Source organism: Arthrobacter sp. H-02-3 (assembly GCF_003097355.1).
In the GTDB taxonomy this organism is placed as follows: domain Bacteria; phylum Actinomycetota; class Actinomycetes; order Actinomycetales; family Micrococcaceae; genus Arthrobacter; species Arthrobacter humicola.
Window position 1 is genome coordinate 78,773 of the sequence record NZ_PYUI01000010.1, and the last position, 12,344, is coordinate 91,116.

General features: G+C 67.4%; 9 protein-coding genes and 1 riboswitch. Of the genes, 2 read left to right on the forward strand and 7 right to left on the reverse strand.

Annotated features, from left to right (window positions below; genetic code table 11):
- Positions 1 to 13: 13 nt before the first annotated feature.
- Positions 14 to 853: a siderophore-interacting protein gene (locus tag C9424_RS11555; RefSeq protein WP_116766974.1), complete on the forward strand. Its 840-nt coding sequence runs from the start codon at positions 14 to 16 to the stop codon at positions 851 to 853.
- 65 nt (positions 854 to 918) lie between these two features.
- Here the strand turns inward: C9424_RS11555 and C9424_RS11560 are convergent, their stop codons facing one another.
- Together C9424_RS11560 and C9424_RS11565 are read right to left on the reverse strand one after the other, a co-directional pair.
- Positions 919 to 2,415 (reverse strand): threonine/serine ThrE exporter family protein, encoded by a 1,497-nt coding sequence (locus tag C9424_RS11560; protein WP_116766975.1) that lies wholly within the window; start codon positions 2,413 to 2,415, stop codon positions 919 to 921.
- Between the two features lie 40 nt (positions 2,416 to 2,455).
- On the reverse strand, positions 2,456 to 3,529 hold the full coding sequence (locus C9424_RS11565; RefSeq protein ID WP_116766976.1) for a lipid II:glycine glycyltransferase FemX: 1,074 nt from the start codon (positions 3,527 to 3,529) through the stop codon (positions 2,456 to 2,458).
- 114 nt (positions 3,530 to 3,643) lie between these two features.
- On the opposite strand from C9424_RS11565, the gene C9424_RS11570 reads away from it, so the two are divergent.
- Positions 3,644 to 4,198, forward strand: a complete 555-nt coding sequence (locus C9424_RS11570; RefSeq protein ID WP_116766977.1) for a TspO/MBR family protein — start codon at positions 3,644 to 3,646, stop codon at positions 4,196 to 4,198.
- 40 nt (positions 4,199 to 4,238) lie between these two features.
- Here C9424_RS11570 and C9424_RS11575 read toward each other — a convergent pair whose 3' ends face one another.
- The 5 genes from C9424_RS11575 to gcvP all read right to left on the reverse strand — a co-directional run bounded on the left by C9424_RS11575 (position 4,239) and on the right by gcvP (position 12,187).
- Positions 4,239 to 5,636: an L-serine ammonia-lyase gene (locus tag C9424_RS11575; RefSeq protein WP_116766978.1), complete on the reverse strand. Its 1,398-nt coding sequence runs from the start codon at positions 5,634 to 5,636 to the stop codon at positions 4,239 to 4,241.
- A 159-nt stretch (positions 5,637 to 5,795) separates the two neighbouring features.
- Positions 5,796 to 7,112 carry a serine hydroxymethyltransferase gene (glyA, locus tag C9424_RS11580; RefSeq protein WP_116767037.1) on the reverse strand — a complete coding sequence of 439 codons (1,317 nt, stop codon included), beginning with the start codon at positions 7,110 to 7,112 and terminating at the stop codon, positions 5,796 to 5,798.
- A 14-nt stretch (positions 7,113 to 7,126) separates the two neighbouring features.
- On the reverse strand, positions 7,127 to 7,510 hold the full coding sequence (gcvH, locus tag C9424_RS11585) for a glycine cleavage system protein GcvH (RefSeq protein ID WP_091251371.1): 384 nt from the start codon (positions 7,508 to 7,510) through the stop codon (positions 7,127 to 7,129).
- A gap of 642 nt (positions 7,511 to 8,152) precedes the next feature.
- Positions 8,153 to 9,286, reverse strand: coding sequence for a glycine cleavage system aminomethyltransferase GcvT (gcvT, locus tag C9424_RS11590; RefSeq protein ID WP_116766979.1), 1,134 nt, complete (start codon positions 9,284 to 9,286; stop codon positions 8,153 to 8,155).
- A gap of 12 nt (positions 9,287 to 9,298) precedes the next feature.
- Positions 9,299 to 12,187: an aminomethyl-transferring glycine dehydrogenase gene (gene gcvP / locus C9424_RS11595; RefSeq protein ID WP_202615839.1), complete on the reverse strand. Its 2,889-nt coding sequence runs from the start codon at positions 12,185 to 12,187 to the stop codon at positions 9,299 to 9,301.
- 39 nt (positions 12,188 to 12,226) lie between these two features.
- Positions 12,227 to 12,343, reverse strand: a riboswitch (glycine riboswitch).
- Position 12,344: the final 1 nt, after the last annotated feature.

A 12,344-nucleotide genomic window follows, 5' to 3' on the forward strand; every position in this document is an offset into this window, starting at 1 on the left:
TAGGCTTAGCTGCATGACCTCCGTCCCCGCCGCCACCACAGCCAACAAGAACTCGCGCCCCCAGACTGACCTGACAGTCCTGCGCCGGGAACAGCTCTCCCCGCACATGGTCCGGATCATCGCCGGCGGCCCGGGCTTCGCCGGGTATGTCAACAACGACTATGTGGACCGGTACGTCAAGATCGTGTTTCCGCAGCCTGGCATCGACTACCCGGACCCCCTGGACTTGTGGGCCATCCGGGAATCCATGCCGCGCAGCCAGTGGCCGTTCACCCGGACCTACACGGTCCGTTGGGTGGACGCGGCGGCCCAGGAACTCGCCATCGACTTTGTCATCCACGGCGACGAGGGCCTCGCGGGCCCCTGGGCGGCAGCGGCCAAGCCCGGCGACCGCCTGACTTTCACGGGCCCGGGCGGCGGCTACAACCCGGACCCGACGGCTGACTGGCACCTCTTTGCCGGCGATGAATCGGCGCTCCCGGCCATCGGCGCCGCCATTGAGTCCCTGCCCCAGGACGCCCGCGGCCTCGCCTTCCTCGAGGTGGACAGCGACGCCGACATCCAGGCGATCGCGGCGCCTGCCGGCGTCGAACTGCGCTGGCTGCTGCGCAGCGGCGTCCCCGCCGGCGAGAGCGAACTGCTGGTCACGGCCGTGCGCGACGCCGAGTGGCCCGAGGGCCGCGTCCAGGTCTTTGCCCACGGCGAGCGGGGTTACATGAAGGGTCTGCGCAACGTTTTCTACGTGCAGCGCGGGCTGGAGCGGACCCAGGTTTCCCTCTCCGGCTACTGGGCCAAGGGCCGCGTGGAGGACGACTTCCAGGCGGAGAAGAAGCTGCCGATAGGCAAGATCTGAGGCCGAATATCCAACGCCACAGGATCTAGCGGCGCAAGATCCAAAGGCACCGCTGGCCGGACGGCCTAGCGGCGGCGGGCCCGGCGCCGCTCGTTGCTGGCGAGGCTTCGCGTCAGGGGCCGTGCCAGGGTGTCACCGAGCACAATCCCCGCCGCGACGCCGAGCACGATCGCCCCGGCGTTCAGCATCCCCCCGGCGCCTATGAGAATCTCGGATTCCTCGATGGTCAATACATACATGGAGCGGAATATGGTGAGGCCCGGAAGCAGGATCAGGGCTGCGGGGACGGCCACGACCAGCTGGGGAGCACCCATCCGGAGGGCCACCACGCGGGCCAGCAAGCCGATCGCCACGGCCGCGAGGGCCGGCGCGAACCGGGACCCGATGCCCACGGCGTCGCCCCCGATCAGGACCAGATAGCCCACCACCCCCACGGCCGCCGTCGGCAGCAGCAGCTTCACGCTGGTCTGTTCCGTAATGCCGATCATCAGCACCGCAATGGCGATCAGGACCACGATGACCCACAAGTCATACCTGGGAGGGAATGTTTCCGTGACGTCGATCGGTTCCATGCCGGTCATGTCGCCCACGACGAAGCCGACGGCGATACCGGCGACCAGCGCCCCGAAGGTCAGCATCGTGGACAGGAACCGGCCCGCCGCCGTGACGGGGAAGCCGTTGATCGCATCCTGCACCGAGGATACGAGCCGTCCCGTGGGCAGGAGCAGCAGGATGCCGCCGACCACCACGATCGCCGGGGCAATCTGTATCCCCACCGGGCTGCCGAAACGCCACAACAGCAGGGCAATGATGGTCACCAGAAACGAACACGAGGCCGTGATGAAGAAGTCCGGAGTACGCCAGCGGCCCAGCTGGCGGGCCAGCAGGCTCACGAACATATTGGAGATGAACGCGACCATGGATGCGCCCAGTCCTCCGCCCAGGACGCCGACGAAGACGGCGGAGAACACGCCGAAAGCCACCGTGACCATCCATCGCGGGAACGGCTTGGCGCTGCGGGTGATGTCCTCGAGCCGGCGCACGGCTTCCTCGCGGCCGACGCCGCCGGCCACGATGTCCGTCACCAGCTGGTGCACCTGCGAGAGGCCCGCGTAGTTGTTGGTCCAGGACCGCACGACGCGCAGCAAGGAGATGGGGGTCTGGTCCTTCGGGGCATAGTTGATGGCCACCGACTGGTTGGTGATGTCCACCTCGATGTTCTTCAACCCGAGCGCGGCGGTGATGGCAATGATGCTGGTCTCGACCTCGAGGGCGCCGGCCCCGTACCGGAACATGGATTCCGCCAGTTTGAGGGCGAAGTCGATGGTCTTGCGGGCCGAGGCGTCCACCCCGCCGACCTGGATCATGGGGTTGGCATAGGGGCTGCCTGCGAGCCGGTCCACGATGCTCAGCGGCGCCGTCGGCGGGTTTTCACCTTGGACCAGCCGGCGCAGCATCCGCTTGGCGGCGACGTTCTGGCGCACCTGCATGGGCGACATCGGTTCGGTCCGGGGCAGGCCGTCCGTGGGCGGCCTGCGGCGGCCGTCGGGTTCTTTGTTCATTCCGGCCTCCTCACTGTCCTTGACGGTTTTTGCCGATGGCCTAGTAGAACTGCTGGCCCGTGCGCCGGGTGTAGAGCTGGCGTGCCACGCGCTCCCCCGCCGTCATCCAGGCCTTGTACTTCAAGGGGCTCAGCACCTGGTCGTAGCAGCCGACGAAGTCGGTCACGGTCTTGCTGAAGCTCGTCTTGAAAAGGCCCAGCCCGTGGAACGGGTTCGACGTGTCCTTGAGCTTGTCGCTCGGCGGGGTGCCGCAGAAGTCGTACTCGGTGCAGCCAAGGTCCTTGAGCTGGTTGATGGCCGTCCACTGCACAAGGTGCGAGTCGCCGTACTGACCCCGCTTCTGCAGCGACCCGCCGTCCTTGTACGTGCCCTTGCGGCCGTAGTTGATCACGAACGCGCCCACCGAGGGCACGCCGTTCTCGTACACGAAGAGCAGCCTGCCCTGGTCCCGCTTCAGGAAGTTGGTCCAGAACTGGCGGTAGTACTCGTACTCGCGGACCCGGACCTGGGATTTGGCCTCCACCGTGGTGGTCATCAGGGCATACATGGCCTGGAAATTCTCATCCGTGGGTTCGACGTTGTGGACCTCCACGCCCTCGCGGATGGCCCGGCGCACGGCATTGCGGCCGCGGGAGTGCAGGTTGCGCAGCAGCTGGTTTTCCTCCGGCGCAATGTCAAGAAGCGCCGTGGAGTCGTTCGGCTGCAGGTTGTGGGTCTTGACGAGTCCGGCGCCTTCAAGGACCCGGGCGGCGTCGTCGCTGAGGATGATGTCTGGCTCGATTTTGATTGCGAAGACGCCCAGCCTGGCCCGCTTCACGAAGTCTGCGTTCGCGGCGGTGATCCCGGGGATGTCGTCGACAGACGCCACGTCGGGGCCCTTGATCAGATACCACAGCTTTCCGAGCAGCGGGAAGGACTTCTCCAGGACCAGGTTGTAGCTCGTGTAGTCCGCCGTCTCGTACACCAGGTGCAGGGGTTTCCAGCCAAAGTGCTGCTTAACCTCGGCGAAGGCTTCGGATTGCAGGAGATTGCCGCCGTTGGGGTTCGCTGTGACGTGGGCATCCCAGTTGGCAATCTCTTCGGCGGAGGCAAAGCGGGCAGTGAATTCACGCAAGGGTGCGGCATCCAATCATTGCGGTACGAGCGTCGGCGGCATGCGGACATGCAGCCCCAAGTCTATCGGTCCGCACCCTGCCGCTGGTCCGGACAAGACGGTTACGCTGGTCTCATGCAGGCTCAGCAACAACCGCTGGAAGGCCGTCCCGGGGCGCCCGGCGGACGCTCACGAGGCGCCGGAAGCGGCTCCCAGGTGATCGCACTGTTCGTGTTCCTCGGCGCGTCGGCGCTCGTTGCGGCCCTGGGCGGCCTGGCCACGGCCAACCACGTCAACGGCTGGTACGCCACCGCGGACAAGGCGCCATGGTCCCCGCCCAACTGGGTCTTCGGCCCGGTCTGGACGCTCCTGTACACCGCCATGGCCGTCGCGGCGTGGCTGGTCTGGCGCAAACACGCCGAAGGGTCCAGGACGGCGCTCACCGCCTACGGGGTCCAACTGGTGCTGAACCTGCTGTGGACCCCGGCCTTCTTTGCCCTGTACCCGGTGCTCGGGACGCCGGCGCTGTGGATCGCGTTCGGGATCATCGTGGCACTCGCCGTCGCGGTGGCCGTGACAGTGGTGCTCTTCGGGCCCATCAGCCGGACGGCAGGGCTGCTGATGCTGCCCTACCTGTCCTGGATCGTGTTCGCGTCCACGCTGAATCTGTGGGCGGCCCTGCACAACTAGCGCCCGCCGCAAGTGGCCCCGGCGGGCACCGGCTAGCCCGCTAGCACTCCACGACGTTCACGGCGAGGCCGCCCATCGCGGTTTCCTTGTACTTGGAGCTCATGTCCTTGCCTGTCTCGCGCATGGTCACGATGACCTCGTCGAGGGAGACCCGGTGCGAGCCGTCGCCCCACAGGGCCATCTTGGCGGCGTTGATGGCCTTCGCCGCGGCGATCGCGTTGCGTTCGATGCAGGGGATCTGGACGAGGCCGCCGATCGGATCACAGGTCAGGCCAAGGTTGTGCTCCATCGCGATTTCCGCGGCGTTTTCCACCTGCTGGGGCGTGCCGCCCATGACTTCGGCCAGGCCGGCGGCGGCCATCGACGACGCCGAGCCCACCTCGCCTTGACAGCCGACCTCCGCGCCCGAGATCGAGGCCTGTTCCTTGTACAGCACGCCGACGGCGGCCGCGGTCAGCAGGAACTTAACTACGACGTCGTCGCGGTCGGCCTGGGTGGCCTTATCCATGCCGGGTGCGAAGTGCAGCGCGTAGTAAAGCACGGCCGGGATGATGCCCGCGGCGCCGTTGGTGGGGGCGGTGACCACACGGCCGCCCGAGGCGTTTTCCTCGTTCACGGCCAGCGCGATCAGGTTGACCCATTCCTGCCAGTACTTCGGGTCCCGGTCCTTGTCCTCCTTCATGAGGCGCTCGTGCCAGTCGGGGGCCCGACGCCGGACCTTGAGGCCGCCGGGCAGCAGCCCGACGCGCTTGAGGCTGACCTCGACGCAGCCCTCCATCACCGAGTAGATGTGCAGGAGCCCCTCGCGGATCTCCTCCTCGGTGCGCGAGGCGCGCTCGTTGACGAACATGATCTCACCGATCGAGAGACCCTTGGACTGGCAGCGGCCCAGCAGTTCCGCGGCCGTCCGGAACGGCAGGGGAAGTTCCTTCTTCGATTCGTCGAGTTCCTTCAGGGCCGCCTCTTCCTCGCCCTCGCGGACGATGAAGCCGCCGCCCACGGAGAAGAACGTGGCGCTGTGCAGGACCTCGCCGTCGGCGTCCGAGACGGTGAACGTCATCCCGTTGGTGTGCCGGGGCAGGATGGTGAGCGGCCGCAGGACCATGTCCTTCACGCCGTACGGCAGGGAAACAGCTCCGGCCAGTTGCAGGATGCCGGTCTCCGCGATCGTGGCGAGCCGGCCTTCCACTTCCTCGGGGAGGATCAGTTCGGGGTGGAAGCCCTCAAGCCCGAGCAGGATGGCGGTCATCGTGCCGTGGCCGTGGCCCGTGGCGGCAAGCGAGCCATAGAGGTCAACGCGCAGCGACGCCACCTTGTCCAGGTCGCCGGAAGCCTTGAGTTCTTCGGCGAAGACGGCGGCGGCCCGCATGGGGCCCACGGTGTGCGAGCTGGATGGCCCTATTCCGATGGAAAAGAGGTCAAAGACTCCAACAGCCATTGTCGGTTCCTAACTAGGTCTTGCTGTGGCCCGGCAGAGGGTCTTGCCGGAAGGCGGCGCGGCCGCCGGTAGGCGGCAGTACCGCCGGATGCACGACGCCGGGCGGCGGCTTGTGGCCGCGGCCCGCCCGGCGTCGTGTCTACTTCAGTGATACGTCGCCTAGGCGAGGTTATCAACCGAGGGGTACAGCGGGTGGGCGGCGGCGAGGGCCTCCACCCGGGTGCGCAGACCGGACAGGTCCGCGCCGGCGTCGGCGGTCAGGGCCTCGGCGATGATGTCGGCGACCTCGGTGAAGGCCGCTTCGCCAAAGCCGCGGGTGGCCAGCGCCGGGGTGCCGATCCGCAGCCCCGAGGTGACCATCGGCGGGCGCGGGTCGAACGGGACGGCGTTGCGGTTGACGGTGATGTCGATGGCCGCGAGGCGGTCCTCGGCTTCCTGCCCGTTGAGCTCGCAGTTGCGCAGGTCCACGAGGACCAGGTGCACGTCGGTGCCGCCGGAGATCACGTTGATCCCCTTGGCGGTGACGTCCGGCTGGACAAGGCGGTCGGCGAGGATCCGCGCACCGGCCAGGACACGTTCCTGGCGTTCTTTGAACTCCGGGGACGCGGCGATCTTGAAGGCCACGGCCTTGCCGGCGATCACGTGCTCCAACGGGCCGCCCTGCTGGCCGGGGAACACCGCGGAGTTGATCTTCTTCGCAATGTCGGCGTCGTTGCTGAGGATGATGCCGCCGCGCGGACCGGCGAGGGTCTTGTGCGTGGTGGACGTCGTGACGTGGGCGTGCGGGACCGGGCTCGGGTGCAGCCCGGCCGCCACGAGGCCGGCAAAGTGGGCCATGTCCACCATGAGGTAGGCGCCCACGGAGTCGGCAATCCGGCGGAACTCGGCGAAGTCGAGCTGGCGGGCGTACGCGGACCAGCCGGCAACGATCAGCTGCGGCTTGTGCTCCTGGGCCAGGCGTTCGACCTCGGCCATGTCGATCCGGTGGTCATCCTCGCGGACCTGGTACGGGATGACGTTGTAGAGCCGGCCGGAGAAGTTGATCTTCATGCCGTGGGTCAGGTGCCCGCCGTGGGCCAGGTTCAGGCCCATGATGGTGTCGCCCGGACGGATCAGGGCGTGCATCACGGAGGCGTTGGCCTGCGCGCCGGAGTGCGGCTGGACGTTGGCGTACTCGGCGCCGAACAGGGCCTTGACCCGGTCGATCGCGAGCTGCTCGATCACGTCAACGTGCTCGCAGCCGCCGTAGTAGCGCTTGCCCGGGTAGCCCTCGGCGTACTTGTTGGTCAACACCGAGCCCTGCGCCTGCATGACGGCCCTGGCGGTGTGGTTCTCCGAGGCAATCATCTCCAGGCCCTCGCGCTGGCGGGTGAGCTCGTCGTCGATCTTCGCAGCGATCTCCGGGTCCAGTGCGGACAGGTCCGCGTCCAGGCTCGGCGAGACGACCTGCTCAAACGCCAGAGTCTCTGTTCCCACAGCCCCTTCCGCGCTCACAGTTCGCCGCCGTTCTTGGAGGCGTATTCCTGGGCCGAGAGCAGCGGACCGTCCGAGTCGGCGGCCACCTTGAAGAGCCAGCCGGCACCGTACGGGTCGCTGTTGATCAGCGCGGGGTCCTCGACGACGGCGGCGTTGATTTCGGTGACCTCGCCCGTGACGGGGGCGTACAGGTCCGAGACGGACTTGGTCGATTCGACCTCGCCGCAAGTCTCTCCGGCGGTCACCGCGGAGCCGACCTCGGGCAGGTCGACGTAGACAATGTCGCCGAGGGCGTCGGTGGCGACAGCGGAGATGCCGATGGACACGACATTCCCGGCCTCACGCGCGACCCACTCGTGCTCGTCGGAGTACTGCAGTTCAGGGGCAACTTTTGCCATGTGTTTTTCCTAAGTCTTGGATTGGTCGTTGGTGCTAAATCAATTGTGGTTGGGTTACGTACTGACCGTGGCCGGGTTACGCGGCCGGAAACCGAATTCCTCCGCGTGCTCGGTCGCGAAGGCGCCCGCTGGGCGGACGCGTCGCTCCCCACCGTCTCCCTAGCCTCGCAAGCTCGGCCAGGGAACCCTGACGGTGTGGGCCCCCCTTAGACGCACGCTTCCGGAATCCGCTCCCCCGCCGCTTTCGGTTAGTTCAGTTCCGCGGGCCAACAGTTTCGGACGGGCCACCAGTTCTCCGGAAAGAAACCGTGGCCGTTCGAATCTTCTAGGGCCGGACTGCTTCTTGGCTTCAAGGGTGTCATCAAGCTCACCCCCCAATGTTCGAGCTTGACAGGGCACCCGTTGGAACAAGCCGACCCCCGGGTAGGCGGCTCATCCCCCAGCACCCTTGGTGTTCGAAGGCGCCGGTTCCCGTCGGTCCGGTTCCAGAGCGTGGTCTCAAAAGGTGAGCTGCCCTCGAGGGGTTGGCTGGCCGCGGTTTTCGAAAGCGTGCGTCTAAGCGAGGAACGAGCGAGCACGCGTGAAAACTGGGGCAAGCCAACCCCGGTGCCGGCCACAAGACAGGCACCAGGCCCAGCCGGGCTACTTCTGGCGCTTGTAGAACGGCAGTGCGATAACTTCGAAGGGCTCCGTCTTGCCGCGAAGATCGATGTCCAAGGCCGTGCCGGGTTCGGTGAACTCGACATCGACGTAGGCCATAGCAACCGGGTAGCCCAAAGTGGGTGAGGGCTGGCCGGAGGTGACCTCGCCCACCACGTTGCCGTCCTTGAGGACCGGGTAGTGGCCGCGGCCTGCCCGGCGTCCGAGGCCCTTGAGACCGACGAGCTTGCGGCCCGTGGTGGAGCCGGCGCCGGCTTCCTTCTTGGCGGCCAGGGCCGCCTTGCCGATGAAGTCGCCTTCCTTGGACAGCGCGACGACGGGGCCCAGTCCCGCGGCGAAGGGGTCGCCTTCGAGCGAGAGTTCGTTGCCGTAGAGCGGCATGCCGGCCTCGAGCCGCAGGGAGTCGCGGGAGGCGAGGCCAGCGGGGGTGAGCTCGCCGTCCTCGGCGATGGCGATGAGCGCTTGCCAAAGGGCGGCGGCGTCGTGGTTGTCCACGAAGATCTCGAAGCCGTCTTCGCCGGTGTAGCCGGTGCGGGCCAGCAGGAGGTCCTGGCTGGCGCCGCCGACCATGAAGGGCACCTCGACGGCGGCGTAGTACTTCAGGCCGGTGACGAGCTCGTGCTGCGCGGCCGGGACAAGGCGGAGCAGGATGGCCTCCGCTTTGGGACCCTGCACGGCGATCAGCGAGGTTTCGGCGGAGGCGTCCTGGACGGTGACCTCAAAGCCTGCAGCGCGCTCAGCCATGGCAGCTGCGACCACCTTGGCGTTGCCCGCGTTGGGGACCACCAGGAACTTCTGCTCGCCACGGCGGTAGGTGATGAGGTCGTCGATGATGCCGCCGTCCTCGTTGCAGATCAGCGAGTACTTGGCCTTGCCGATCGCCATGGCGGAGATCTTGCCGACCAGGGCGTAGTCGAGGAAGGCTGCGGCGTCCGGGCCGGTGACCCAGACTTCGCCCATGTGGGAGAGGTCGAACAGGCCTGCGGAGTTGCGGACGGCGTGGTGCTCGGCGAGTTCGGAGCTGTACTTCAGGGGCATCTGCCAGCCGCCGAAGTCCGTGAAGGAGGCGCCGAGCTTCTTGTGCTCTTCGTACAGGGCCGTGTAATTCTCAGTCATCGTTGGCTGTCCTTAGTTGGCGGAGGCGGAGTCGTCGGAGTGGTCCTCGAAGGCTTCGAGGGGTGGGCAGGAGCAGATCAGGTGGCGGTCGCCCGCGGCGCCGTCGATCCGGCCGACCGGCGGGAAGTACTTGTCCTGCTTGAGCGTGTGGACCGGGAAGACGGCCTGCTCGCGCGGGTACTCGCGGGTCCAGTCGGTGCTGATCACGGCGGCGGCGGTGTGCGGCGCGTTGCGCAGCGGGCTGTGCTCCACGGTGAAGTCACCGTGGGCCACCTGGTCGATTTCGGCGCGGATGGCGACCATGGCCGTGATGAAACGGTCGATCTCGCCGAGGTCCTCGGATTCGGTGGGCTCCACCATCAGGGTGCCGGCCACCGGGAACGCCAGGGTGGGGGCGTGGAAGCCGTAGTCGATGAGACGCTTGGCGACGTCCTCGGCGGTCACGCCGGTCTTGGCCGTGAGTTCGCGCAGGTCCAGGATGCACTCGTGGGCAACCAGGCCGCCTTCGCCGGTGTAGAGCACCGGGAAGGAGTCGTTCAGGCGGGCCGCGATGTAGTTCGCTGCCAGGAGGGCCGACTTGGTGGCTTCGGTGAGGCCCTGGCCGCCCATGAGCTTCACATAGGCCCAGGAGATCGGCAGCACGCCGGCCGAGCCGTAGCGGGAGGCGGAGATCGGGGTGCCGTCGGCGCCGTTGGCCGGGTCCGCAGCGTTGCCCGGCATGAAGGGTGCCAGGTGTGCCTTGGCCGCGACCGGGCCGACGCCGGGGCCGCCGCCGCCGTGCGGGATGCAGAAGGTCTTGTGCAGGTTCAGGTGCGAGACGTCGCCGCCGAACATACCCGGCTGGGCCAGCCCGACGAGGGCGTTGAGGTTGGCGCCGTCGATGTAGACCTGGCCGCCAGCGGCGTGGATGGCGTCGCAGACCTCGCGGACGTCGGCGTCGTACACCCCGTGGGTGGAGGGGTAGGTGATCATGATCGCGGAGAGCGCGTCCTTGTGCAGCTCGATCTTGGCCTGCAGGTCGGCGTGGTCGATCGTGCCGTCGGAGGCGGTGGCCACGACGACGACCTTCATGCCGGCCAGCACGGCCGAGGCGGCGTTGGTGCCGTGCGCCGAGGCCGGGATGAGGCAGATGTTGCGCTGGGCGTCGCCGCGGGAGAGGTGGTAGCCGCGGATGGCCAGCAGGCCTGCGAGCTCGCCCTGGGATCCGGCGTTGGGCTGGATGGAGACCTGGTCGTAACCGGTGATCTCGGTCAGCTGGGCTTCGAGGTCCTCGATGAGTTCGCGCCAGCCGGCGGTCTGGGATTCCGGGGCGAAGGGGTGAATGGAGGCGAATTCCGGCCAGGAAATCGCTTCCATCTCGGCCGTGGCGTTCAGCTTCATGGTGCAGGAACCCAGCGGGATCATCGTGCGGTCCAGCGCGAGGTCGCGGTCTGAGAGGCGGCGGATGTAGCGCAGCAGCTGGGTCTCGGAGCGGTGGGTGTTGAACACCGGGTGCTGGAGGTAGTCGGAGGTCCGCTCGACGGCGGCGTCCAGGACGAAGCCATCTACGGAATCCACCACGGTGGCCCCGAAGGCGGCGACGACGTCGGCGACGATGCCCGCCGTCGTGGCTTCATCGGCGGAGATGCCGACAGTGTCGGCGTCGATGGCGCGCAGGTTAATGCCCTTGGCGTCGGCGGCCGCGATGATTTCCGCGGCCTTGCCGGGCACGGAGACGGTGATGGTGTCGAAGAAGGAGGTGTGCAGCACGTCCAGGCCCGCGGCCTTCAGGGAAGCGGCGATGGTCTTGGCGTGCCCGTGGACGGTCTGCGCGATGGCCTTCAGTCCGTCGGGGCCGTGGTAGACGGCGTAGAAGGAGGACACGATCGCCAGCAGCGCCTGAGCGGTGCAGATGTTGGAGGTGGCCTTCTCGCGGCGGATGTGCTGCTCGCGGGTCTGCAGGGCCAGACGGTAGGCGGGGACGCCGGCGTTGTCCTTGGAGACACCCACGAGGCGGCCGGGCATGGAGCGCTCGAGGCCCTTCTGGACGGCCATGTAGGCAGCGTGCGGACCGCCGAAGAACAGCGGCACGCCGAAGCGCTGGGCGGAGCCGACGGCGATGTCCGCGCCCTGCTCGCCCGGGGACGTGATGAGGGTCAGGGAGAGGAGGTCGGCGGCGACCGTGACGAGCGCGCCGCGCTCCTTGGCCTCGGCGATCACGGCGCTGTGGTCGAACACCCGGCCGGAGACGCCCGGCTGCTGCAGGACGACACCGTTGATGACGCCTTCGGGAAGGCCCTTGGACAGATCGGCGACCTCGACCTCGAAGCCGAGGGCTTCGGCGCGGCCCTTGACGATCGCGATGGTCTGCGGGAGGCAGTCGGCGTCGAGGACGGTCTTTCCGTCGTGCGCTTCCTTGTTCTTGTTGGCGCGGCGCATCATCAGCACGGCTTCCGCGACGGCGGTGGCTTCGTCCAGCAGCGAGGCGTTGGCGATCGGCAGGCCGACGAGGTCCTGGACCATGGTCTGGAAGTTCAGCAGCGCCTCGAGCCGGCCTTGGGAAATTTCCGGCTGGTAGGGCGTATACGCGGTGTACCAGGCCGGGGCCTCGAGGATGTTGCGGCGGATCACGGCCGGGGTCACGGTGTCGTAATAGCCCTGCCCGATCATCTGCACGGCCGTCTTGTTCTTGCCGGCCAGCTTGCGCAGCTCGGCGAGGACTTCCACTTCGCTCAGGGCCGCGCCGAGAGCGAGGTCGGAGTCCTGGCGGATGTCTTTGGGAACGGCGGTGTCCACCAGGGCGTCGACGGTGTCGTAGCCGACAGCCTTCAGCATGGCGTCGACGTCGGACTGGCGACGGGCACCGATGTGCCGGTCGACGAAGGACGTGGAGGCTGGGGTAACAGTCACAAGGAACTCCATAACTCAGGCGGCGCTGGGTACGCCACATTGATTCGGGTTCCTCCCCGCTCTGTATTGGACCTGAGAGTTTCCGCGCAGCCGTGCATATAAGAGGGCTTCGCTTGCACCGTCGGTGAGCACAGCGTGTCGAGGACAGCCTGCCACTTTCCAGAGGTGC